The sequence below is a fragment of the Accumulibacter sp. genome (assembly GCF_036625195.1).
Lineage (GTDB): Bacteria > Pseudomonadota > Gammaproteobacteria > Burkholderiales > Rhodocyclaceae > Accumulibacter.
Map to the genome: position 1 here is coordinate 3187121 of NZ_JAZKUG010000001.1, position 23863 is coordinate 3210983.

The 23863-nt window shown below is 67.6% G+C and carries 23 protein-coding genes and 1 pseudogene; 11 read left to right on the forward strand and 13 right to left on the reverse strand.

Translation table 11 applies throughout. The annotated features are described in order from the left end of the window. Nucleotides 1–8: 8 nt before the first annotated feature. From V5B60_RS22270 to V5B60_RS14165, 3 genes and pseudogenes are all read right to left on the reverse strand, one after another. Nucleotides 9–185: pseudogene (locus V5B60_RS22270) on the reverse strand (IS1096 element passenger TnpR family protein); the annotation flags it as partial. 47 nt (nt 186–232) lie between these two features. Continuing rightward, a complete protein-coding gene (locus V5B60_RS14160; protein WP_332347664.1) occupies nt 233–577 on the reverse strand; it encodes a MarR family transcriptional regulator in 345 nt (114 codons plus the stop codon). Next, entirely contained in the window at nt 574–852 is a 279-nt protein-coding gene (locus V5B60_RS14165) for a toxin-antitoxin system TumE family protein (RefSeq protein ID WP_332347665.1), read from the reverse strand. Before V5B60_RS14165 ends, V5B60_RS14160 begins: the two co-directional genes overlap by 4 nt. Nucleotides 853–1145: 293 nt before the next feature. Here V5B60_RS14165 and V5B60_RS14170 point away from each other — a divergent pair, with 293 nt between their 5' ends. Then, nucleotides 1146–2891: a SulP family inorganic anion transporter gene (locus V5B60_RS14170; protein ID WP_332347666.1), complete on the forward strand. Its 1746-nt coding sequence runs from the start codon at nt 1146–1148 to the stop codon at nt 2889–2891. A gap of 78 nt (nt 2892–2969) precedes the next feature. Here the strand turns inward: V5B60_RS14170 and V5B60_RS14175 are convergent, their stop codons facing one another. Continuing rightward, complete coding sequence (locus V5B60_RS14175) at nt 2970–4055, reverse strand: magnesium transporter CorA family protein (protein WP_332347667.1); 1086 nt, start codon at nt 4053–4055, stop codon at nt 2970–2972. A gap of 258 nt (nt 4056–4313) precedes the next feature. Here V5B60_RS14175 and V5B60_RS14180 point away from each other — a divergent pair, with 258 nt between their 5' ends. The 4 genes from V5B60_RS14180 (at nt 4314) to V5B60_RS14195 (ending at nt 9582) form a co-directional block, all read left to right on the forward strand. Further along, entirely contained in the window at nt 4314–4871 is a 558-nt protein-coding gene (locus V5B60_RS14180) for a YSC84-related protein (protein ID WP_332347668.1), read from the forward strand. Between the two features lie 42 nt (nt 4872–4913). Then, nucleotides 4914–5828 carry a transporter gene (locus V5B60_RS14185; RefSeq protein WP_332347669.1) on the forward strand — a complete coding sequence of 305 codons (915 nt, stop codon included), beginning with the start codon at nt 4914–4916 and terminating at the stop codon, nt 5826–5828. Beyond that, nucleotides 5825–8512, forward strand: coding sequence for a mechanosensitive ion channel domain-containing protein (locus V5B60_RS14190; protein WP_332347670.1), 2688 nt, complete (start codon nt 5825–5827; stop codon nt 8510–8512). The genes V5B60_RS14185 and V5B60_RS14190 overlap by 4 nt, the downstream gene beginning before the upstream one ends. Before the next feature lie 236 nt (nt 8513–8748). Beyond that, on the forward strand, nt 8749–9582 hold the full coding sequence (locus V5B60_RS14195; protein ID WP_332347671.1) for a PEP-CTERM sorting domain-containing protein: 834 nt from the start codon (nt 8749–8751) through the stop codon (nt 9580–9582). 64 nt (nt 9583–9646) lie between these two features. Here V5B60_RS14195 and V5B60_RS14200 read toward each other — a convergent pair whose 3' ends face one another. Genes V5B60_RS14200 through V5B60_RS14220 form a run of 5 tightly spaced genes read right to left on the reverse strand, consistent with a single transcriptional unit; the run spans nt 9647 to nt 11876 of the window. Beyond that, nucleotides 9647–10216, reverse strand: coding sequence for a Tll0287-like domain-containing protein (locus tag V5B60_RS14200; RefSeq protein ID WP_332347672.1), 570 nt, complete (start codon nt 10214–10216; stop codon nt 9647–9649). An 11-nt stretch (nt 10217–10227) separates the two neighbouring features. Then, entirely contained in the window at nt 10228–10626 is a 399-nt protein-coding gene (locus V5B60_RS14205; protein WP_332347673.1) for an OsmC family protein, read from the reverse strand. Nucleotides 10627–10656: 30 nt separating this feature from the next. Further along, a complete protein-coding gene (locus V5B60_RS14210; protein WP_332347674.1) occupies nt 10657–11103 on the reverse strand; it encodes a YeeE/YedE family protein in 447 nt (148 codons plus the stop codon). Between the two features lie 9 nt (nt 11104–11112). Next, on the reverse strand, nt 11113–11547 hold the full coding sequence (locus V5B60_RS14215; protein ID WP_332350569.1) for a YeeE/YedE family protein: 435 nt from the start codon (nt 11545–11547) through the stop codon (nt 11113–11115). Then, on the reverse strand, nt 11547–11876 hold the full coding sequence (locus V5B60_RS14220) for a metalloregulator ArsR/SmtB family transcription factor (RefSeq protein WP_332347675.1): 330 nt from the start codon (nt 11874–11876) through the stop codon (nt 11547–11549). The genes V5B60_RS14215 and V5B60_RS14220 overlap by 1 nt, the downstream gene beginning before the upstream one ends. Nucleotides 11877–11996: 120 nt before the next feature. Between V5B60_RS14220 and V5B60_RS14225 the strand changes: the two genes are divergently transcribed. Further along, complete coding sequence (locus V5B60_RS14225; protein ID WP_332347676.1) at nt 11997–12863, forward strand: MBL fold metallo-hydrolase; 867 nt, start codon at nt 11997–11999, stop codon at nt 12861–12863. Further along, on the forward strand, nt 12853–13689 hold the full coding sequence (locus V5B60_RS14230) for a sulfite exporter TauE/SafE family protein (RefSeq protein WP_332347677.1): 837 nt from the start codon (nt 12853–12855) through the stop codon (nt 13687–13689). Before V5B60_RS14225 ends, V5B60_RS14230 begins: the two co-directional genes overlap by 11 nt. Before the next feature lie 171 nt (nt 13690–13860). On the opposite strand, the gene V5B60_RS14235 is transcribed toward V5B60_RS14230, so the two are convergent. From V5B60_RS14235 to V5B60_RS14250, 4 genes are all read right to left on the reverse strand, one after another. Beyond that, nucleotides 13861–15033 carry an RtcB family protein gene (locus V5B60_RS14235; protein WP_332350570.1) on the reverse strand — a complete coding sequence of 391 codons (1173 nt, stop codon included), beginning with the start codon at nt 15031–15033 and terminating at the stop codon, nt 13861–13863. Between the two features lie 760 nt (nt 15034–15793). After that, nucleotides 15794–16780, reverse strand: a complete 987-nt coding sequence (gene cysK / locus V5B60_RS14240; RefSeq protein ID WP_332347678.1) for a cysteine synthase A — start codon at nt 16778–16780, stop codon at nt 15794–15796. Nucleotides 16781–17404: 624 nt separating this feature from the next. Next, nucleotides 17405–17845 carry an inner membrane protein YiaA gene (yiaA, locus tag V5B60_RS14245; RefSeq protein ID WP_332347679.1) on the reverse strand — a complete coding sequence of 147 codons (441 nt, stop codon included), beginning with the start codon at nt 17843–17845 and terminating at the stop codon, nt 17405–17407. A 508-nt stretch (nt 17846–18353) separates the two neighbouring features. Further along, on the reverse strand, nt 18354–19589 hold the full coding sequence (locus tag V5B60_RS14250) for a phospholipase D-like domain-containing protein (RefSeq protein ID WP_332347680.1): 1236 nt from the start codon (nt 19587–19589) through the stop codon (nt 18354–18356). Nucleotides 19590–19927: 338 nt separating this feature from the next. Here V5B60_RS14250 and V5B60_RS14255 point away from each other — a divergent pair, with 338 nt between their 5' ends. The 4 genes from V5B60_RS14255 (at nt 19928) to V5B60_RS14270 (ending at nt 23842) form a co-directional block, all read left to right on the forward strand. After that, nucleotides 19928–20839, forward strand: a complete 912-nt coding sequence (locus V5B60_RS14255) for an oxygenase MpaB family protein (protein ID WP_332347681.1) — start codon at nt 19928–19930, stop codon at nt 20837–20839. A 154-nt stretch (nt 20840–20993) separates the two neighbouring features. Further along, entirely contained in the window at nt 20994–21281 is a 288-nt protein-coding gene (locus V5B60_RS14260) for a putative quinol monooxygenase (RefSeq protein WP_332347682.1), read from the forward strand. Nucleotides 21282–21290: 9 nt separating this feature from the next. After that, nucleotides 21291–22202, forward strand: a complete 912-nt coding sequence (locus V5B60_RS14265) for an alpha/beta hydrolase (protein ID WP_332347683.1) — start codon at nt 21291–21293, stop codon at nt 22200–22202. Then, on the forward strand, nt 22202–23842 hold the full coding sequence (locus tag V5B60_RS14270; protein ID WP_332347684.1) for a 3-(methylthio)propionyl-CoA ligase: 1641 nt from the start codon (nt 22202–22204) through the stop codon (nt 23840–23842). The genes V5B60_RS14265 and V5B60_RS14270 overlap by 1 nt, the downstream gene beginning before the upstream one ends. The last annotated feature ends 21 nt before the right edge of the window (nt 23843–23863 follow it).

The window sequence follows — 23863 nt, forward strand, 5'->3', positions numbered from 1 at the left end:
TCGAACTCATTTGGGGCGAAGTCGTCGCCGAGCCATCCCTTACTGCCGGCGTAGTCGGCGGCCGCCGGGTCGTCCCCGCTGGCGACGAGGTCAGCGCAGCCATGCACACGCCGACAGTCCGCGGGTGGACAGGCTCGCTTGCCGGCGAGCAGCACGGCGGACGGCACCGCCCGATCGGCCGGCAGCCGCCTGCTGGGGAATCATCGATCGGCGCTGCCTGTTTCGGCAGAAATCAAGCCGCATGAGCCAGACGAAAATGCACTTCGATATCGTCGAACGGAACGTGGACCATGTCGCCATCGGTCTGCTCGACCAGCCCGAGATCGATGAGCCTGGCGATGTCCGTGTGGACGTTCGAGTGGTTGCGGGCGGCGGTCTTGGCGAGGGCGTAGATGCTGCATGGGCCGTTCTTGCGCAGGGTATCCAGCAAGTCGAGCCGGACCGGGGTGATTTCGGCGAAGAGCTGGCGGGCGGACTCGAAGCTGAGATGAAAATCCGCGCTGCCGCCCGTTGCGATGTCGGCGATTGCCGTGTCGAAAATGCTGTTACGCGCGCTGATTTCGATGATTGCTTTCATTGGCGGTTCTCCACGTCATCTCTAAAATCTGCCAAGAGCTGCGCCAGGCTGAGGAATCGGTATTCGTTCTCGACGCCGTCAATATGGCGATGATCGCCTTTGCCAAGTTCGTTGTCGTAGCGCACCACGCACCGGCCGTTCTCAACGTAGGCCAGACGATATTTGTAGTGGTGCTCGCAAGGGGCCAAGGGTTCGGCTACTTGCCACACGACGACTTCCACGATGCTGCCGTCGGCACGGACTTCCTTTCGGCGAACGAGGGCATGGGCTTTCATGGCTGGCATGTTAGCAAGATATTGCGCACTCCGCCGTCACGAGCGCCCGCATCCCGCCGTTCGCCTGCCGCACCGATGATGCGCTGAGCAGACCGCCTGCGTCCACGCCGACGGCGGCGCTCGATCCTTGACGCCGGGGGGTCAGGGCGGAGATACTCGCGCCACGGTGCTCTCGTTTCCTTTCCGCCAGCGGGAGGTAGTGGCGCAGGAGCACGCCGCCGGCGCGGCGCAGAGGCAGCGCACGGGCAAGGCCGGCGCCGCGGGGCAGAGCCGACATGGATTGCGAGGGGACGATGACACAGCAAGGCGAAGGACGGCGCTTTCGGCTACCCGTTCTGCAGGGGGTTCTGCCGGTCGATCGCGCCGGCCTGACGCGCGATGTCCTGGCCGGATTGACCCTGGCCGCGCTCGCCATCCCGGGCACCATGGGTTACACCAAGATCATCGGCACGCCGGTGATCACCGGCCTCTACACCATCCTCATCCCGATGGCTCTGTTCGCCGTTTTCGGGTCGTCGCGGCATCTGTCGGTGGGTGCCGATTCGGCGACGGCGGCGGTCGTCGCCGCCGGCCTCGCCGGCCTGGCGGTGCGCGGCTCGAACGAGTGGCTGGCGCTGTGCAGCCTGCTGGCGCTGATCGCCGGCGTGCTGATGTTCGCCGCACGCGTGCTGCGCCTCGGCTTTCTCGCCGATTTCCTCTCGCGCACGGTCCTCGTCGGCTTCCTCACCGGCGTCGGTGTGCAGGTGGCGCTGCTCGAGGTGTCGGGCATGCTCGGCCTGCAGCGAACGAGCAACGACCCGCTGCTCGAGATCGTCCACGACCTGCGGCTGATCGGCGACAGCAATGCTTACGCGGTGTGCGTCTCGCTCGCCGTCGTGGCGGTGATTCTCGGTTGCCGGCGAATCTCGGAGCGCGTCCCCGGCGGGCTGATCGCCGTCGTCGGCGCCATCGGCATCAGCTGGGCGTTGGCTCTCGATGCCCACCTGGAGACGCTGGGCGCGGTGCCGAGCGGTCTGCCGACGCTCGGCCTGCCGCAGGTCGAATGGAGCTGGCCGTTGCTGCAGAAGCTGCTGCCGATCGCCTTCGCCTGCTTTGTCGTCATCCTGGCGCAGAGCGCCGCCACCTCGCGCGCCTACGCCGCCAAGTACAGCGATCGCTTCGACGAGAACGTGGACATGGTCGGCCTCGGCATGGCCAATCTCGGCGCTGGCCTGTCGGGGACCTTCATCGTCAATGGCAGCCCGACCAACACCGCCATGGTCGATGGCGGCGGTGGCCGCAGCCAGGTCGCGCAGCTCACCACCTGTGTTCTCGTCCTGCTGGTGCTGCTCTTTCTCACCGGGCCGCTGGCGCACCTGCCGACGGCGGTGCTCTCCTCGATCGTCTTCCTGGTGGCGGTGAAGATGATCGACATCCAGGGCATGCGCCGAATCTACGTCCAGGCACGTGCCGAATTCTGGGTGGCCCTGCTGACGGCGGCGACGGTCGTCGTCGTCGGCGTCGAGCAGGGTATCCTGCTGGCGATGGTGCTGTCGCTGCTCGACCACGTGCGGCGCGGCTATCGCGGCAACAACTCCGTCATCGCGGCGGACAAGAAGCACAAGGGCTGGCTGACGGTGCCGCTCGGCGAAGCGCGTCAGATCGCGCCCGGGTTGCTCGCCTACTGGTTCACCAACAGCCTCTACTACGCCAACGCCGGCCAGTTCGCCGAGGAGGTGCTGCAACTGGCGAAGGCCCGGGGCGAGGTGCCGCTGCGTTGCGTGTGCGTACAGGCGGCGGCGATCGGCGACGTGGACTTCTCGGCCGCGGCGATGTTGCGCGATACCAGCAAGCTGCTCGAGGGGCAGGGGATCAGCCTGGTCTTCGCGCATGTCTCGCCGGCCGTGCGCGAACAGTTCGACCGCTATGGGTTGACGGCGGTCTTCGGAGCCGACGCTTTCTACGGTTCGCTGCGCGCCGTCGTGGATGCCTGGGAGCACATGCAGGATGCGACCGGGGCATCGTCGCCGACCTCGGCAGGCGACACGCCGCAGGTCTGATTCCGGGGAGGTCGCCTGCTGCCGGAGGCGCCGCAGCGGGTCGACCGCTGGTCGCCATCGCGTGCCACCTGCGATCGATCACCGCCCGTTGGCTGGCCGGCCAGTTGCCGTCGTGTCGCCTTCACGGTGCTTCCGGTGGTGCCGTGCGCGGCGTACCCAATCCGGGCGGTTGCGCTTCGCATGCTTGCTCTTGCGGCGCCAAGCCCCGAGCCAGCCGAGGCTCTTGAACAGCAGCACGGTCAGGACGAGTGACAACAGGGGCAGTCCGACGCCGAGCAGGAGAAAGGCATCGCGGGTCGACAGAAGCTGGTTGACCGCCCAGTCGAAGTTCATCCCGAAGTAGCCGGTGAGGAAGCTGATCGGCAGGAACACCCAGGAGATCACGGTGAGCCGATTGATCTGTTCGGACTGCTGGTTGGCCCGGTTCGCCGCATGAGCCTCCATCGCGTCGGCGGTACGCTGACGGTAATCGTCGATCACTTCGACCAGCTCGGCGAGGCGTTCGCTGTAGGTCTGGAATGCGGGCCACACTTCCTCGCTGATGCCGGGAAACCTCCCGAGCGAAGTGACGACGTTCTTCACCCGATCACGCAGCGGCACCAGCAGCCGGTGCAGCGAGGACAGTTCCCGGCGCAGATCGGCGAGGCTCAGCAACTGCTCGGCGACCGGATCGAGGAAGATCTGGTCCTCGAGCCGGTCGAGCAGTTCGTCGGCGCGCTCGAGGCGCGGGTAGAAACCCGTCAGCAGTTCGTTGAGGACGATGAGCAGCGCGTAACCGGGATCCACGGCGATCCGGTCGCGCAACTCACGAAATCGTTGGCGCGCCGCTTCCGTGCACAGTGCGTCGCCGTCGAAGGCGGTGATCAACCAGGCCGGTGAGTAGAGGATGTGCCCCTCGACGATTCCCTGCGCGCCGGCGTCGGCCCAGGCCGAGATGCGCAGGTATCGTGGGCTCGACTCGAGGTGCGCCGATCGACCAAAGCGCGGCAGCCAGGAACTCAGGCTGTCGTCGAGATGCAGCGCGGCGGCCACCGCGGCGTACTCGTCCTCGCTGGCGTTCGCCAGGTCGAGCCAGAAGAAGCCGCGCTCGGGCAGCCGCGCGGCCAGTTCCCTTGCCGAACCTGCGGTACTGGCACCTTCGGCATCAGTCAGCGTCGCGTTCACGTCCCTTCGGTCTCCCGCTCCTGGCAACCCAGTGCTCGTGGTCCGTCGTCGCGGCGTGCGCACGGCCGCGTCCCGCGCTTCCCCGCCGGCCGCCAGTGGCGATGCCGGTCGATCGCGGGCAACAGTATATACACGCTTCATCCTGCCGCGACAGCCGCCGCAGCCACTGCGCCGCAGGTACTCATTGACGACCTCCGGCAGCGCGCATAGGATGCCCGGATTTCCGCCAGACCGGCCACTTGCGAAAGGAGTTGTTGGATGAAGACGTACCGAATCCTTCTCTGCGCCATGCTCACCCTGTCCCTGTTGTCCGGCACCGCCGCGGCGGTTGACGACAAGGCAGCAAGACAGGCCGAAATTCGGCAGGTGACGCAGGCTTCTCTTCAGAAGTTCTACACCGCGCAGCCGGATCTCAGGGCGCGGGTGGCTAAGTCGCCCGGCTACGCCGTGTTCACCACCTATGGCTTGAGCTTCCTCGTCGGTGGTGCCGGCGGCAAGGGCCTGGTGCACAACAACCGGACCGGCAAGGACACCTTCATGGCCATGGCGCAGGCGAGTGCCGGTGCCGAGATCGGACTGGCGGAGAGTGAGACGCTGATCATCTTCGATTCAGCCAAGTCACTCGAGTGGTTCGTCAGCAAGGGCTGGGAAGGTGGCGGCGGAGGTGGCATGCAGGCGGGAGCGAGCGGCAAGTCGGCCGGTGTCGCCGGTGGCGGTGGTCCCGGTGGTGCCTACTACACGTTGACCAGGAACGGCCTGCAGGCCGGAGTCGCCGTGCGCGGCACGAAGTTCTGGCAGGACAAGGATCTGAACTAGCACGCCGTCCGAGGAGCGGTATGAGCAGAAGACGCTGGTCGAATGCCGTCTTCAACGCTGCGTCTTCTCGCCCTGCTGGCCGGACTCGTCGCCAGCAGCCCAGTCTGCGCGCAGGACATCGAGCCGCGCGCCTATTCGAACGCGCCGGTCGGCGTCAACTTCCTGATCGCGGGTTATGCCTACACGGTCGGCGCCGTCCCTTTCGATTCTTCACTGCCGATCCGCAACGCCGAAATGCGGACTTCGAACGCCGTTCTCGCCTACGCGCGGGTCCTCGATCTCGCGGGCATGTCGGCCAAGTTCGACGCCATCCTCCCCTACAGCTGGCTTTCGGGACACGCCGAACTGCGCGGGCAGCCGATCGAGCGCATCGTCGACGGCTTGGCCGACCCGCGTTTTCGCCTTTCGGTCAATCTCCATGGTGCGCCGGCGCTGTCGCTGCGCGAGTTCTCGGAGTACCGGCAGGACCTGATCGTCGGCGTCAGCTTGCAGGTATCGGCGCCGGCTGGCCAGTACGACCCGCCGCGGGTGGTCAACCTCGGCAGCAACCGCTGGTCGTTCAAGCCGGAAGTGGGGGTTTCCAAGGCGCTCGGCAGGTGGACACTCGAGTCACAGGCGGCAGTCACCCTGTTCACCGACAACAGTGACTTCTACGGCGGCAACAGGCGGCAGCAGGCTCCGATCTACTCGTTGCAGGGGCACGCGATCTACAACTTTCCTGCCGGCATCTGGGCTTCGCTGGACGCTACCTACTTCACCGGCGGTCGCACGACGCTCGACGGGGTCGAAGCTTCGGACCTGCAGCGGAACTGGCGGCTGGGCGCGACGCTGGCACTGCCCGTCGATCTCCACAACTCCGTCAAGATCTATGCCAGCAGGGGTGTCGCGTCGCGTACCGGCAACGACTACGACCTGATCGGCATCGCCTGGCAATACCGCTGGGGTGGCGGCCTGTGAGGCGGCGGCAACGAGGGATCAGCCGCCCGACGGCCGACCTGCGTCGCTGGCTGGTCTGGCTGTGCCTGCTGCTGTCGAGCGCCGTGCTGGCGCAGCCGGTCGATCCGCTGCGCGTCGTCGCCGAACGCAACGACCAGATCTCGACGAACATCGCTGCAACGGTCCAGGCCATCGAGGAACCGGCCAAGGCGCTCGCCGACCTGCGACGCGATCAGGCCGAGCTCGAACAGCGAATGCGCTGGGTCGAGCGCCGCGCCAGCGTGCAGGCGCTGGGGCAGGAATTCGCCGAGACGCTCCGGGAGTATCTGCGCGGGCTGCCGTCCGCCGAACAGGCCGCCGCCGGCAAGGAACGCCGCATGGAGCTTCTCGCTGCCGCCAGCGACTCCGAACTCGCCGTCGAGCGCGCACTGCACCGGCTCGACGATCTCGATGCGGCGAGCGCGAGCTTGCTGGCGAAGGCACCGCCGCCGGTCAGCGATGAAGAACGAGCGCAGCGGCTGCGCACGCTGACGGCGGCGCTGCGCCAGCAGCGCGACCTGCTGCATCGGCTGTCGGCGGAGCAGAGCAGGATGCGCAAGACTCTCGACGAGGCAGGCGAGGCAGCGAGCGCGCTGCTGGAGGATGCCGACGCTGCGCGGGTGAAGCTGACCGAACTGCTTTTCTGGACGCCGGCCCCGCCGGGCGCACGGACGCTGGCCGAACTCCCGCCGGCGCTGCTGTGGACCTTCTCGCCCGCCCACTGGCGCGAGGCCGGCGACGCGCTGTGCAGCGAGTTCGGGCGCATGCCGTCGTCGTCGGCAGCAACGCTGTCGATGGTCGGCCTCCTGCTGCTCCTGCGCGGCAGACTGCGGCGCCTGCTGCTGGCGCTGTCGCCGGCGGCATTGCCCGCCGATCGCTACCGGTTGCGGCATGCCCTGGGCGCACTGGCGGTCACCTGCCTGCTGGCGCTGCCGCTGCCGCTCCTGATGTGGACGGCGGCCGGCCCACTGGCGAGCGCGGTCGAGAGTCAGGAGTTCACCAGCGCGCTCGGACACGCGCTGCTCGTCGTCGGCCGGCTCCTGCTGGCCCTGCTGATCACCGCCTGGCTGCTCGACCCGGGCGGGGTTGCCGCCCGCCATTTCGGCTGGGACGAAACCCTGCTGGTGGCGATGCGGCGCGACTTGCGCGCACTGACCCTCGTCTTCGTGCCGCTGATGCTCGTCGCCGCGATGAACGGAACGGCGCATGCACCCTTTGCCAACGAAGAGAGTCTCGGCCGCGTCGCCCTCGCTCTGGGAGCCGTCTCGGTGGCCCTGTTCTTTCTTCACCTGCTCCGTGCCGGCAGCGCGCTGATGCGCCGCTGGCGCCAGATTGCGCCGCGCAGCTGGGCAGTGCGCCTGCGCCCGGTGTGGCTGCTTGGCTTCGTCGGCGTACCTGGCGCCGTCGCGGCGCTGGCGCTCGCCGGCTACATCGTTGCCGCCGGCTACGTCTTCGGCCGGCTGGTCAATTCCTTCTTCTTCGTCCTTCTCGCCATCGTCCTCTACGGCTTGATGGCGTTGTGGGTCCAGATGCAGCGGCAGCGACTCGCGCGCGAGCAGGCGGTCGTCGAGGGTGGCGCGGGAGCGCCACCGGCTGCGGGGGAATCAGGGAGTGCGCTGGCAGCACACGCCGACAGGGGGCAGCGGCTGCGTCTCGACCTCGCCGCGCTGGGCGAGGAAACGCGCTCGCTGCTCGACTTCGTCGTCACCCTGTTGCTGGTCGGCGGGCTGTGGTGGGTATGGCGCGACGCCGTGGCGACGCTTGGCGTGATCACCGATCACAAACTGTGGAGCTATACCGAAACGGTCGGCGGCAAGGCGGTGACGCACGCGCTGACGGTTGGCCGCCTGCTGCTGGCGATCGTCGTCCTGGTCATCACCGTCGTCGTCGTCCGTCGCATCGGCGCACTGCTCGACATCGTGCTGCTGCGGCGCTTCGACATGCAGGCCGACGCCACCTATGCGATCACCGTGATGACCCGTTACGCGATCGCCGGCGGCGGCATCGTCGCTGCCAGTCGTCTACTCGGCGTCGGCTGGGAGGACGTGCAGTGGCTGGTCGCCGCGCTCGGCGTCGGCCTCGGTTTCGGCCTGCAGGAGATCGTCGCCAACTTCGTCTCCGGGCTGATCGTCCTCGCCGAGCGGCCGATCCGCATCGGCGACGTGGTGACCGTCGGCGAGGTGTCCGGCAAGGTGGCGCGCATCCGCGCGCGGGCGACCGCGGTGATCGATTTCGACAACAAGGAAGTGATCATTCCGAACAAGTCGTTCATCACCGGCCACGTCGTCAACTGGACGCTGTCGAACCAGATCATCCGTCTGCTGATCAAGATCGGCGTCGGCTATGGCAGCGATATCGCGCTCGTGCAGCGGGTGATCCTCGAGGTCGTGCACGGCCACACCGACGTGCTGCCCGATCCGGCGCCGTCGGTTTTCCTGGTGGCGTTCGGCGACAGCTCGCTCGACTTCGAGATTCGCGCCTTCGTCGACGCACTCGACAAGCGGATGCGCGTGCAGCACGAGATCAACCAGGGAATCTCGCGCGCACTGGAAGAGCGGGGAATAGAGATCCCGTTCCCGCAGCGCGACCTGCACATCCGTTCGCTGCCGGAGGGCATGGCGGCCGCTGCGCGAGCCGGTGCGGCGGTGGTGGCGACGGGTCGCTGAGCGAAGAGGGCGGGCTGTCGCGTCGAAGCCGTTGCTGCGGCGACATGCGAGCCGGCAGCGCCCGGCGGCTTTTCGGGCGGCAAATTGGTCCACGGTTGCTCGGCGCCAGCCGGGGGCCGTTTTCCGTGTCTGGCCGACGCAGCCGCTGCATGCGTTTCCTAGTTGCCGTCGCTGCGGGGTGGCGGCCCGCTGCAAAGCCCGATGTCGGCCGATTTTACAGGCGGAGGGCCAGACCCGTGCCGGGGCTGCTGGTGGACCTCATTAAAGCAGATGCTTGGAGCAGAATCATCGTGCAGGCACGGTATTTGCTGCAGTTCAGCCGGCGTTCCTGTCCGCCAACTGCGGCAAGCCTGCTGCTGCAAGGAGGCGGTGCAGGGCTTGCCGTCTCCCGCCAACCTTTTCCGGAGCCAACAACAGTGAAAACCATTTCCTCCCTGCTCGCTTCCCTGCTGCTTGCAGGCGCCAGCTCGCTCGCGCACGCCGGCACGATCGATTTCGACAACCTAAGCTTGGCCGACTGGGATGTCATCCCAGGCACCTACGGTGACCATGGTGCCGGCGGTGCCGGTGACGCGCGCGTCGGTGTGAGCTACGGCGGCAGCAGCGGCGCCACCAACTACCTCCTCTTCTGGAACAACGACTACGGCGATCTGAACAAGGTCGCGTTCACGCCGACCAACGGCACGCTCGCCCGGATCAGCTTCACGGCCGACCCCGGCTGGCTGATCAGTTCGGTGTCGTTCGAGCTGGCTGGCTGGCCCAACGTGGACTTGCTCGCGCAGACGATCGGCGCCGGAATTGGACCAGTGACCGCAAGCTTCGCGCCAACGACCGTGCAGGGTGACTTTGCCACCCCGCCACGTCATTCGAGCTTCGGCCTCGGCACTGCCGGTGCGAGCACGGCCTATATCGAGTGGGGAACCGACTGGAACATCGGTATCGACAACATCAGCTTCGACGTGATCCGTGACCCAGCCGCACCGGTTCCAGAGCCGGGTTCGCTGGCGCTGCTGGCGACGGCGCTCGGTCTTGCCGCGGCCGGGCAACGCCGCCGCGCGGCGCGTCACTGACCCAAGCCAGCGGGCGAGGCCGGCGGCGCCGGTCTCGCGGCGCCAAGCGAAGCGGCGTCGTGGCTTACAACGGACGCTTGACCGTCAGCGCACCACGAATCTGCCCCTTGGCGTAACCGGTTGCGCGGTCATCGGGGTAGTGATCGGAAAGTTTCCGGCGCAGGTCTGCATCGAGACTGTCGACGGGACCGTGGCAGCCGAGGCAGACCTCGCTGACCGGCAGCGCCTTCATGTAGCGCAGCACCGGACGACCGTTGAGCGAGACGATCTCGCTCGCCTCGATCGTCTCCGGCTTCTCGCCGGCGGCGGCGCGGCGGTCGAAGTCCGCCAGTCGTGCCGCTTCCCACGCATCCGGCGTGCCGCGCTCGGCGTTGCGCGTCTTCAGGCTGACGCGCCGGATGTCCCAGCCGGTTTCGGCGCGCTTCTTCGCGATCAACTGCGGTGCCAGGTCCTTGCAGACGGGAATCGCGCCGGCGACCCCCTCGTTCGTCACGGCTTCCTGCATCGTGGCGATGACTTTCGGAATGACCGGCAGGACGGTGTTCCGGGTTTCGCTGCTCAGCGCAGCCAGATCCTGGGCGCAGACCGGCAGGCTGCAGCTGACGAGGAGGGCGATGGCGATGGGCGACTGCATGCTCGGCCTCCTCAGGCCGCTGCCGCGGTGGTTGCGGTTTCGCTGACCGAGAAGGCAATCTCGGCGCCCGTCTGGACGATCTTCTTCACGGCGCACTCGCTGATCGCCTGCAGCACGCGTTCCCGTTGTTCGGCGGAAAAAGTCTCGGGAAAGCTGACTTCGGTGCGGAAGCGCGACAGCGTCAGCGGACCGCCATGGCCGGCGAAGGGCTTGCAGCCGATCCTGATGCCGGCGGCAGGGATGCCCATCGCCTTGCACTCCTTCTTCGCATAGACGGCCGCGCAGCCCGCCAGGACGGCGTAGAAGGCCTCCAGCGGATTCATCTGCGAGCCATCGACGGCGTAGCTCGCCCGATGCCTGCCGCCGCTTACCGTAATCACTTTCGAATCATCGACATCTACTGAATACATGCAACTCTCCTGAGCAAGGGGAACCCCGGATCACTGGTCCGGGGCTGATTCTGCCTGACGCGCGCGCGACAGGCGCTCGCTGGCGGTGAAGATGGCCATGCCGGCGAGCATGGCGAGGACGAAGACGAAGCCCTGGGCGGCACCCGTGCCGAGCAGGACGAGAGCCGGTCCGGGACAGATCCCGGCCAGACCCCAGCCGATCCCGAAGAGCGCGCTGCCGGCGAGCAGCCGGCGGTCGATCTGGCGCGCGCTTGGCATCTGCAGCGGCTTGCCGCGCAGCGAGGTCGCTCGCCGCCCGGCAATGCGGAAAGCGAGCAGGCCGACGGCGATCGCGCCGGCCATGACCAGCGCCAGAGAAGGATCCCAGTCGCCGGCGAGATCGAGAAAAGCGAGCACCTTGGCCGGGTTGCTCATGCCGGAGACGATCAGGCCGCAGCCAAACACGAGGCCGATCAGCAGGGAAATCAGGATGCTCACGCGCGGCTCCTAAGCGAAGAGATGACGAGCTGCGAAGACGGTCGCGAAACCGGCTGCCATGAAGACGATCGTGGCGACCAGCGAGCGCGGCGACAGCCGCGACAGCCCGCAGACGCCGTGCCCGCTGGTACAGCCTGAACCAAGCCGGCTGCCGAAGCCGACCAGCAGTCCGGCGACGACGATCGTTGCCCAGTCGGCATCGATGCGGCTCTGCGGCAACTCTGCCAGCAGCCGATAGAGCAGGGGCGCGGCGACCAGCCCGAGCGCAAAGGCCAGCCGCCACGCGACGTCGTTCCTGGCGAGCGGCTGCAGCAGGCCGCCGACGATGCCGCTGATGCCGGCGATGCGTCCTTCGAGAAGAATCAGCAGCGCCGCTGCCAGACCGATCAGCAGCCCACCGGCAAAGGCACTGGTGGGGGTGAAATGCAGCCAGTCGATGGTGATCATGGGCTTCCGTCCCCCCCTTGCGGGCAGTACAGTTGATAGAGGGTGCCGAGCAGGGCGAGCACCCGCGCGTCGGCGACCGAGTAGTGGATCTTCTTGCCGTCACGCCGCGTGTTGACCAGCCCGGCGCTGCGCAGGACGCCGAGTTGTTGCGACAGCGTCGGCTGGTGGAGGTCGAGCAGTTCCTCGAGTTCGCCGACACACTTCTCGCCCTGACTGAGTTGGCACATCAGCAACAGGCGGTTGGTGTTGGCGAGAACGCCGAGGATGGTCGTCGCCTCGCTGGCCGCAGCGCGCATCGACTCGATATCGAGGCGGGTACCGTGCATGCTTTGCTCCCATCGACAAGTTCTACTTGACAATATTATGTTGAAGAGTATTATGTTTGTCAATAGATTGTTTCGCGTTGGCTGATGGTCGATGGCCAGCGCTCAACCGGGAGCAGCAGCATGCACATTGAAGGCTTTTTCGATCCCTCGACCAGCAGCAACAGCTACCTCGTCTTCGATGGCGAAGGCAAGCGCGCCGTCGTCGTCGACAGCGTGCTCGACTACGATCCACGAGCTGGCCGAACGAGCACCAACAATGCCGACCGGCTGATCGACCGCGTCGTCGAGAGCGGCGCCCGCGTCGAGTGGATCCTCGAGACACACGTTCACGCCGACCACCTGTCTGCCGCCGCCCATCTCAAGGAGCGACTCGGCGGCCGGACCGGCATTGGCGAGCGGGTGACGGTCGTGCAAGCTTTCTTCGCCGGACTGTTCAACCTCGGATCCGGTTTCGCCACCGATGGCAGCCAGTTCGATCGGCTTCTTGCCGACGGCGAGTCGATCGCGGTCGGCAACCTGCGCATCACGGCGCTGCACACTCCCGGCCATACGCCGGCCTGTCTCAGTTACCTGTTCTCCGAAGGTGACGAGCAGGCGCTGTTCGTCGGCGACACGCTGTTCATGCCCGATACCGGCACCGCGCGCTGCGACTTCCCCGGCGGGGACGCGCACGCCCTCTACCGCTCGTTGCGCCGGCTGCTCGCGCTGCCGCCGCAGACCCGGCTCTATCTCTGCCACGACTATCCCCCCGGCGAGCGGCCGAACGCCTTCTTCACCACCGTCGGCGAGCAGCGGCGCAGCAACATTCACGTGCACGACGGGGTCGGCGAGGAGGAGTTCGTCGAACTGCGGCGGCGTCGCGATGCGACGCTGGCGGTACCGGTCCTGCTGCTGCCCGCCGTGCAGGTGAACATGCGCTGCGGCGTGCTGCCGGAACCGGAAGCGAACGGGACACGCTACCTGAAGATCCCGCTGAATGTCCTTTGAGGCAGTCATGCCGATCGACCAGGCCATCGTCGCCCCGCTGCTCGGCGCCGCCGTCGGCCTGGTGCTGGCCCTGACCGGTGCCGGCGGTGGCATCATCGCCGTGCCGCTGTTGGTCTTCGGTCTCGCCCTGCCGATGCAGCAGGCGGGGCCGATCGGGCTGCTGGCGGTCGGCCTCGCCGCCGGGTTGGGTGCCTTGCTCGGCCTGCGCAGCGGCATCCTGCGCTACCGCGCCGCCGGGCTGATCGGGCTGTGCGGCATCCTGGCCGCGCCGGTCGGGGTGTGGCTCGCACATCGCATCCCGAACCTGCCGCTGACGCTGGCCTTCGCTCTGCTGCTCGCGTGGACGGGCGGGCGCAGGTTGTGGCGCAGGCGGTCGTTGCCGCGTGACGCAGCGGCGGTGGTTGACAGACCGTGTCGGCTGAACCCGGCGGTCGGACGCTTCGACTGGAATCTCCGCTGCGCGCGCGTACTCGGCGCCACCGGCGTGCTGAGCGGTCTGCTCAGCGGCCTGCTCGGTGTCGGTGGCGGTTTCGTCATCATTCCGGCGCTCGGCCGATACTCGGATCTGCCACCGGCGAGCGTCATCGCCACCTCGCTCGGCGTCATGACGCTGGTAGCGCTCGGCGGCGTCGGGGCGGCAGCGCTGGCTGGCGGTATCGTCTGGCAGCTTGCCCTGCCTTTCGCCGCCGGCGCGATGGCCGGTCTGCTTCTCGGCCGCCTGCTCGCGGCGCGCCTCGCCGGCGAGCGCCTGCAGCAGGGCTTTGCCGTTCTCTGTCTGGTCGTCGCCGGGCTGCTGCTCGGACGCGTCGTCGCCGCCGTCATCTGATCACCCTGCCGGAAGCTCGGGAAGCCCAGCGTGACGCCGGCGCGCGGTTCTGGCATCTGCCCCCCTCCGCACGCGGGAGAAGGCTCGGGGATGAGGGGAACGGTCATGACTTGCATCATCACCGGTGTCTCGACAGTCATGGCCGTTGGCTGCCGTCAAGGATGAGTGCCTTCATCCCTTGACGCAGACGACCTGCCGCAACGTGTGGATGATCTCGACCAGCGAGCGCTGCGCCTGCATGACGGCGTCGATATCCTTGTACGCCATCGGGATTTCGTCGATCACCGCCTGGTCCTTGCGGCACTCGACGTGTGCGGTCGCACGTACCTGGTCGGCGATGGTGAACCGTCGCTTGGCCTCGCTGCGGCTCATCCTGCGTCCGGCGCCGTGGCTGCACGAGCAGAACGATTCCTCGTTGCCGAGACCGCGCACGATGTAACTGCGTGCGCCCATCGAGCCGGGGATGATGCCCAGTTCACCGCGGCGGGCGGAAACCGCCCCCTTGCGCGTGACATAGACTTCGCTACCGAAGTGCGTTTCCTTCTGCACATAGTTGTGATGGCAGTTGACGGCTTCCAGATCGATGCCGAAGGGCTGGGTGATGAGCTTGCGCACTGCCGCGATCAGGTTGGACATCATCGCCTGCCGGTTACGGCGCGCGTAGTCCTGCGCCCAGCCGACCGCTTCGAGGTAGTCGTCGAAATGCGCACTGCCTTCCTCGAGATATGCCAGATCGCGATCGGGGAGATTGGCCAGGTGCTGCCGCATGTCCGCTTGCGCGAGCTCGATGAAGGTGTTGCCGATCGCGTTGCCGACGCCGCGCGAGCCGGAATGGAGCATGAACCAGACGCGATCGGCCTCGTCCAGGCAGACTTCGATGAAGTGGTTGCCGGTTCCGAGCGTGCCCAGATGCTTGTGGTTGTTGGTCGACTGGAGACGCGGGTACTTGGCGACGATGCGCTGAAACCCGGGCAGCAGCTCGCGCCAGAGCGCGTTGACCAGGTCCGGAGGGTTCTCCCAGCTCCCGTCGTCGCGCTTGCCGCGGCCGACCGTGCGCCCGTGCGGTACCGCCTGCTCGATCGCCGTCCGCAGCGCATGCAGGTTGTCGGGCAGGTCGGCGGCGTTCAGCGTCGTACGCGTCGCGATCATGCCGCAACCGATGTCGACGCCGACGGCCGCGGGAATGATCGCACCGCGTGTCGGGATGACGCTGCCGATTGTCGACCCCTTGCCGAGATGGACGTCGGGCATCACCGCGAGGTGGTGAAAGATGAACGGCAGGCGCGCCGTGTTGATCAGTTGCCGACGTGCCTCATCCTCGACCGGAACGCCTTCGGTCCACATGCGGATCGGCTGGGCGCCGGGAAGTGCGATCACTTCGCTCGCAGACTGTCGCCTGGCTGCCTCTTGCATGACTCGTTTCCTTTCTTCATTCCGCTGCGGCACGGGTGGTCGCAGCTTCGCCACCAGACCGTTCCTTGCTCCGTTGCTGCTCGCGGGGCGAATGCGTGCCGACCGCCGCGCGCAGCGCTTTCGACGCGAATGCGAAGCTGCGGTCAGCATCCTGAGTCCGGCATCGCGGCCCGCAACGCCGCTTGCAACGCCCTGATCGAGTTCGGTCGCGGCTCCGACAGTCTGTTCGCCGCCCGTTTGCCGTTTCAGGGCTGTGGCAGGGCCAGGTCAACGATGCCGATCGTCTGCGCAAGTACCCGGCGGGTGTTGGCTTCGAATGGCGGCGGATTTCTCGGCAGGGGAGGGCAGACTGATGCGGGCCGGGCAACGATCGCCCGGCAGTGACACGGGACGGCCTTGCCGTCTGGCAAAGGCTGCAGCCCGCTTCGCACAGGCGAGTCGCCGATCGGATGAAAACCCGGTGGCGGCTGCGCCAGCGGATCGGCGTCGCGCGCCGGGGCCGCCTTCTGGCAGCGACGGACGGCGAGCCGGGGCAGGTGGTGGCGCGGCTGGCTCGCCCGCCCGCGGTGTGGCGAGGCGCTCCACCAGCCCGCCGCGGCGCGCCGGCATCCGGCCGACGTGGCCGCCACGGCCCCGGGTGTCGACCCGTTCGCCTGGCGGTGGCGCAGCATGGTGGCCGCAGGGTCGCCTTCTAACCGCCTGGCAGCGCCTGGCCGGTGGCGTCGAACATGCCATCGAACAGCACCGAACTCAGGTAGCGCTCGCCCGAGTCGGGCAGCACGACGACAATGGTCTTGCCGGCGTTCTCGGCTTTCCTGGCGTGGCGAAGCGCCGCGGCGACCGCTGCACCACACGAAATCCCGGCGAGGATGCCCTCCTCGCGGGCGAGGCGGCGCGCGTAGTCGACTGCCTCCTCGTTCGAGACCTGCTCGACGACGTCGACCAGCGAGAGGTCCAGCACCTGCGGCACGAAGCCGGCGCCGATCCCCTGGATCTTGTGCGGCCCCGGCTTCGGCGTTTCGCCCGCGAGCGTCTGCGTGAGCACCGGGCTGGCGGAGGGTTCGACTGCCACCGACAGGATGGGCTTGCGACGGATGTTCTTGATGTATCGCGAGACGCCCGTGATGGTACCGCCGGTCCCGACCCCGGAGACGAAGATATCGATATCGCCGTCGGTGTCGTCCCAGATCTCCGGGCCGGTGGTCTTCTCGTGAATCGCCGGGTTGGCGGGGTTCTTGAACTGCTGCAGCAGCACATGGCGGTCCGGGTCGGCAGCGACGAGCTCCTCCGCCTTGGCAATGGCGCCACTCATGCCCTTGGCGCCTTCGGTCAGTATCAGCCTGGCGCCATAGGCCACCAGCAACTTGCGCCGCTCGATGCTCATCGTTTCCGGCATGGTCAGGGTCAGCGGAATGCCGCGTGCCGCCGCGACGAAGGCGAGGGCGATGCCGGTATTGCCGCTGGTCGGCTCGACCAGTTCCTTGCCCGGGCCCAGCAGACCGCGCTGCTCGGCATCCCAGATCATCGCCGCACCAATCCGGCACTTGACCGAATAGGCGGGGTTGCGGCCCTCGATCTTGGCGAAGACGCTCGCCGGTGCGCCGTCGGCGATTCGATTGAGCTTGACCAGCGGTGTACGGCCGATGGACAGGGAATTGTCTGCATACCATTTGGACATGCGGATCTCCTGGGGCGAAAAAGGTTGTGGGGATGGCAGGTTGCCACGATCGGCTGCCCTGCCACGACTCCTTAAGCACGCGACTACCAAGCTTAGCCGCTGCAGTATGCCACGCAAAGACGAAGTTCTTCTATGTTCATGCCCGCCTGATGGATTCGCCCGGGCGCGGACGAAGACCAGCCACCTGCTGGCTCTGGGCGTCCGCCTGAAGACGGCGATCCACCTCGGCGACACGCTGGAACTCTCTGATGAAGAGGTTCGCGATCTTCGCGCCGGCCTCGCGCCGATAGAACCGAGCTGCTTCGAGCAGGTCTTGCTCAGCGCCTTGACGGAGCGCCCATTGTGTGCACCTGCTGTGGGGCGTCCACGGCGATCGTCAGAGCGCGCCTTCCGTCGTCCTTCCCAAGGTCACTGCCCGCTCCCCCTCTGTGTCAGATTAGTTGTCGCCTCGATAGGATCCGAAACAGAGGGCGATAAGGAGTAGACAGAGATGGCGAGATACGGGCACGACTCGCGGGCGCTGCGCGAGGCAACGATGGGCCTCAGCCCAGGGCTGGCGTTCTCACGACAAGGCTGCCTGTGAAATCCGCCGGACCCGGACCAGTGGCCTCGTACGGCGCGACCTCAATCGTCCGGCAGCGTCGCCGCGCTCTGCAGGGGCGGCTCGTCCTTGAAGTGCGCGAGGTCGCGGATGTTCTTCTGCACGGCGACGGCGCCAAACAGACTGAGGAGAAAGGACATCGCGTAGAAGCCCTTCTCGGAGGCCACCAGCGTGGCGTTCCACAGCCCGACGGTGAGCAGAAGCACCGCCAGGAGCAGCGAAACCCAGCACAGGCCGTAGTAGATCGCGGTCACGGGGATGCTTTCGATCCGGTCGCGCACCGACTTCTGCAGCGAGACGGCCGAGAACAGGCCGTACATGAGGACCGTGAAATAGTAGCCCTTCTCGTTGAGCGCCATGTCGGCGTTCCAGAGGCCCGTCAGGTAGGCGATGGCACCCACCAGGAGGGCTGCCCACGATGCGCCGATGAAGGCTCCGGTCGGGCGTTGCGGTTGCGCTTGCATGTACGGCTCCTTTGCTTGGCGTTCATTCCCGTCACGATGTGCTGAGGAGTCAAAAGGGCACGGCCCGCGTCTTCCCCCCTGCGACGCGGAAAAATGAGCAAGTCATCGCCTGTCAGCTCAAGCAGCCACACCTCGGCTACGCCCGGTGCCCTAAGCCACCGGCGTCGGCCACGCTGTGACCGTCGCCGACGTCGATGCGGCGCCGCGCCCAGTCCATCCGCTCGCTCATGCAAGCCATGTAGGCCTCCCCTGCGCAGCAGTTTGCGCTCGGCTCGCGCCGACGGATGATCAATCCCAGCGCAGCGGGCCGAGTGTAGGGATCGCGCAAAAAGGTGTCAATCCGCCAGTCGTCTCACGGCGCCCCGGCAAACTCCTCCCGCTCGCCAGCACCGCGGCGTAAGCGCATGGAGAACGATACGCGCTGCGGACGCGTTCAGCGCTGGCGGCGATCGCCACCGGCACCGCTCGATCGTCATCGTCGGCGGGCGAGGTCGGTCGTGGAAGAAGCCTAGAGTTCTAGAAAGCGGAACTCGTCGCTGTCGGCGATGCGCACGACATCGCCGGCGTACAGTGCGCTGCTGCCGTCGACCCGCTCGCCGTTGCGGAAGGTGCCGTTGCCGCTGGCGAGGTCGCTGAGCGTGCAGATGCCGTCGTCGAGGCTGATGCGGGCGTGGTACCTGCTGACGCGGGCGCTGCCGATCACCACGTCGTTGTCCTGCGCGCGTCCGATGGAGTTCATCCCGGCACGCAGGACATGGCGCAGTTGCGGGTTGCTGCGCGAGATGAGGACGAAGCCACCAGCCGCCGACGGCAGCGGCCCGGCCGGGCCGAGCTGGCTCTGCCGCAGCACCTGCGTCGCCGTGCTGTCGGGCAGCGGCGCCCGGTGTTCCCAGTCGCTGGCAAAGACCGCGTTCAGCCCCTGCAGCAGCTCCGCGTCGTCGACCATGATCGACAACTCGCGGCGACGGTCGAGGCTCTCGGTGCGCAGGTTCATGCTGCCGATGACGGCGGTCGCACCGTCGACGATGCTGCACTTGGCGTGCAGCCGGTAGCGCGGCACCGCCTGGAACTCGACCCCGGGCGGCAAGCTGCGACGCTGGCTTTCGTCGCCGAGGACGCGCACCTGGATGCCGCTGCGCGCCTTCTTCATCAACAGGCGGAGCATCGCCGGGTCGGCGAGCTTGGCATCGGCGATGTGGATCGAGCTGCGCGCGCCGGCGAGCAGTGTCTCCATTTTCGGCCGGCTGTTGAACGGGCTGACGAGAAGCGGCGAGTCCCGGTCGGGGGTGAAGGGCTGATCGGCCCAGTCGGCGTCGAACAGCCGGTTGATCTCGGCAGCGATCGACGGGCTATAGACCTCGACGCCGAAGTCGCGCGCGTAGTGGAGGTTGTCGCGCGTCGGGTTGAAGGTGAAGACGAAGGCTTCGGTCTCGTCGACGGTCATCACCTTGTAGTGGTAGCGCGCGCGCCTGCTGTCGCCGGCGGGCTCGCGGGTGTCGATGCCCGCTTCCTTGGCATCCTTGAGCAGCCTGCGATTGCGCTCCTCCCAGCCGCGGGCGCTGCTCGAGATCAGCACGCGGATGTGGACGCCGCGCTGGCGGGCTTCGATCAACGCGCGCTGGATGATCGGATCATCCATGCGAAAGACGGTCAGGTTGATCGATCTCTCGGCACGATCGATCGCGCGCACGATCGGGAAGAAGCTGTCGCCGGGCTGGACGATGAGCGAAATCTTCCGATACATCACGAGGTCCGGTTGTCCCTGCAGGTGGTCACGGTGGCGGGCGTTTTCCCCGGCGATCAGAACTTTCGACGGCCGCGCCTGTCTCGACAGCCATCTGTGCGGCTCCACTGGCGGCAGTCGGTGAGGCGACGGCCAGCGCGCCGTCCCTGGCGCGCGCTGCCTGTCGCCGCCGCAGACGCGGTCGCGCGAGGCGGTCCTTGGCCGGCAGATTGTAATCCAGGCGCGGGATTTCTTGCAGGTCCGGGCGGATCGCCGGACAGTTTCGGCGTTGCCGGCTGCATCCAGTGCCGCCGCCAGCGCGTATGTTGCGGCATCGAGCAGAGAAGAGGAGGGGCGCGATGACGACACACCCATACGCCGACGATGGCCGCGACTGCCAGCAGGTGGTGCGCCACCTGGCGACCGTGCTCTTTCCCTGGGATACGACGCGTGCCCTCGAACTGGCGCTGTTCCGCAGCTTCGCGTCGGCGCGCATCGGCGGCCTGCTGCACGCCACCGGCGAGTTCGCGAGGCGACCGCAGAAACGCTACGACGATACCGACCTGATCGTCAGCGAGATCATCGAGAACGGCTTCGACAGCCCGCGCGGGCAGCGCGCGATCGAGCGCATGAACGAGTTGCACGCGCGCTTTCGCATTGCCAACGAGGACTTCCTCTATGTCCTGTCGACCTTCGTCCTCGAGCCGTTGCGCTGGAACGAGCGTTTCGGCTGGCGGCGGATGAGCGATGCAGAGCGCCTGGCGTGGTTCACCTTTTGGCGCGAGGTGGGCGAGCGCATGCAAATCCTCGGGATTCCCGCGACCCTGGCCGACTTCGCCGCCTTCAGCCGCGAGTACGAAATGCGCCACTTCCGGCCTCTGGCCGCCTGTCGGCAGGTCGCGCTGGCGACGAGGGAGATGTTCGCCGGATGGTTCCCGGCGCCGCTGCGTCCGCTGGTTCGCCGCAGCATCCACGCGCTGCTCGACCCGCCGCTGCTGCTTGCGCTCGATCTGCGACCGGCGCCACGGTGGCTGTTGTGGACCGTCGAGGCGGCCCTGCGCGGGCGGGCGCGCCTGCTGCGCTGGCTGCCACGGCGGCGGCACCCAAAGCTGCGGACCCGCATCGCCCGCGCCGCCTATCCCTGCGGTTACGACATTGCCAACTTGGGTCCGGCGACAGCGCCGCGGGCGGCCTGTCCGGCGGCTCCGGCAGCCGGTGGCGCAGTGGCTGACAGTGGGCTGGCCGTCGCCCGGCGGGGGTCCGATGGCTGACCTGGGGTCCGCTGCGGCCGCGGTCGTGGCGCCGGACGGCAAGCCCTGGGCGCAGCCGGTCTGCATCCGCTGGCGGGCCGGGAGCGTATGGACGATGGTGGGCTGATCGAGGTCAGCCGCGAACGAGATCGAATGCGGAGACGAGGAGAGAGAGATGATCAGGATCATGGCGCGGCTTGCCGCGCACGCGGGCTGTGAGGAGAAACTGCAGACGGTGCTCGTCGAGCTGGCCCTTGCCAGCCGCGCGGAGGCCGGCTGTCTCGGCTACGAGCTGTTCCGCAACCAGGACGCGGCGTGCGAGTTCGTCACCGTCGAGCGCTGGTCCGATCAGGCGGCAGCGGATGGCCACCTCGCGACGGCGCATGTCGCGCGCGCCATCGAGCAGGCGGGCGCCCTGCTGGCGCAGCCGCCGTTGATCCACCGCTTCCAACAGCTCGTCTGAGGCCGCGCGATGCTCGGCGAACGACCCTTTTCGGTGCCTGCCGGCATCCTGGCGCCGTCGGTGGGTGAAGAGGCGACGCCAGCGCACGACGTGCTCGGCTGGCTGCGGGCCGGCGGTTCGCTGGCCGTTCTTGCCGGCTTCGCCTATCTGCTGCTGCTGGCCTGGGTCTACCACCACCAGGAGCGGCTGATCTTCCGGCCGGCGCCGCTGCCGGCGACGCACCGATTCGCCCTGGCGGATGTCTACGAGGTCGCCATACCGGTCGCCGGCGCGACGCTGTCGGCGCTGCACCTGCGGTTGCCGAATCCGCGCGGGCTGATCTTCTTCCTGCACGGCAACAGCGGCAACGCCGCCGACTGGCTGCGCAGCACCGATTTCTATCGCGCCGCGAACTACGATCTGCTGCTGCTCGACTACCGCGGCTATGGCAAGAGCGGTGGGCGCATCGAGAGCGAGGAGCAACTGCGCGCCGACGTGCGTGCCGCCTGGCAGGCGATCGCGCCCGCCTACGCCGGCCGGCGGATGGTGATCTACGGCCGCTCGCTCGGCACCGCACTGGCGGCGGGACTTGCCGCAGAGGTGCAGCCGGATCTGACGATCCTCGTTTCGCCCTACTGCAGCATGCGGCAGTTGATGCGGCAGCATCACCCGCTGTTGCCGCCGGCGCTGTTGCGCTATCCGCTGGCCACCTGCGCCGACGCGGCCGGCATCGACGGCCCGCTGCTGCTGGTGCATGGCGAGCGCGACAGCCTGATTCCCATCGCGCACAGCGAGCAACTGGCGGCAGTGGCGCCACACGCCCGGCTGCTGCGCGTGGCGGACGCCGCGCATGCCGACGTGCACGAATTCCCGGCCTATGGCAGCGAGCTCATGCGAGCGCTGCAGGCACTGCCAGCAAACCCGTCAGAGGAGGGTGAGTGATGCTCAATGGACTGATGCAGGAGCAACCGCTGTTGATCTCGTCGCTGATCGAGCATGCCGCCCGCCTGCACCCGCATAGCGAGATCGTCTCGCGCACCAGCGAAGGACCGATCCATCGCTGTACCTATGCCGACGTCGGCCGCCGCGCCCGCCAGCTGGCGAATGCGCTGACGGCGCTCGGCGTCGGCGCCGGCGAGCGGGTCGCGACGCTGGCGTGGAACGGCTACCGGCACATGGAGCTGTACTACGGCGTTTCCGGAATGGGGGCGGTCCTGCACACGATCAATCCGCGCCTCTTTCCCGAGCAGATCGAGTACATCGTCAACCATGCCGAGGATCGGCTGCTGTTCTTCGATCCCGGCTTCCTGCCGCTGGTCGAGAAGCTGGCGGCGCGCGCGCCCGGGATCAGCCGACATGTCGTCCTCACCGATCGCGCCCACATGCCGGCGAGCAGTCTGCCCGGGCTGCTGTGCTACGAAGAACTGCTTGCCGCGCAGTCGGCAGACTTCGCGTGGCCGCAGTTCGACGAGAACAGCGCCTCGTCGCTGTGCTACACCTCGGGGACGACCGGCAACCCGAAAGGCGTGCTCTACTCGCACCGCTCGTCGGTCCTGCATTCGTGGGCTGCCTGCGCGGTAGACGGGCTGGCGGTCAGTGCGCAGGAGAGTGTGCTGCTGGTGGTGCCGATGTTCCACGTGAACGCATGGGGAATGCCCTACGCGGGCGCGATGAGCGGTGCACGGCTGGTGATGCCCGGACCGGCGCTCGACGGGCGCAGCGTCTACGAACTGCTGCGCGACGAGCGCGTCACCCTGGCGCTTGGCGTGCCGACGGTCTGGCTGATGCTGCAGCAGTACGTCGAGTCGGCCGGCCTGCGACCGGCCGAGGAACTCTGCCTGCGACGCGTCGTCATCGGTGGCTCGGCTGCGCCGCGGGCGATGAGCGAGCGCTTCGCCAACGACTTCGGCGCCTTCGTCGTGCACGCCTGGGGAATGACCGAGATGTCGCCGCTGGGCAGCGTCTGCAACCTTCTGCCGCGCCATGCCGGCCTCTCGCCGGAGCAGCGCCTGGCCGTGCAGGAGAAACAGGGCAGGGCGGTCTACGGCGTCGAGATGAAGATCGTCGACGACGACGGCGTCGAACTGCCGCACGATGGCCAGGCGGCCGGTCATCTGCTCGTCCGCGGGCCGTGGATCACCCGCGGCTACTACCGCGAGGCGGGCGCCGGAAATCTCGACGGCGACGGCTTCTTCGACACCGGCGACGTGGCGACGATCGACGCCGATGGCTACATGCAGATCACCGACCGCGCCAAGGACGTGATCAAGTCGGGGGGCGAGTGGATCTCGTCGATCGCTCTCGAGAACGCCGCGATCGCCCATCCGGCGGTCGCCGAGGCGGCGGTGATCGGCGCCGCACACGACAAGTGGCAGGAGCGGCCGCTGCTGATCATCGTGCGCAAGGCGGGCCACGAACTCGGCCGCGAGGAGATGCTCGATTTCCTGCGCGACAGGGTCGCCACCTGGTGGCTGCCGGACGATGTCGCCTTCGTCGACGAACTGCCGCACACCGCCACCGGCAAGCTGCACAAGCTGCGTCTGCGCGAGCAGTTCAAGGCTTACCGGCTGCCGGGCGCCTGAGCGTCTCGGGGTCTGTCGGGC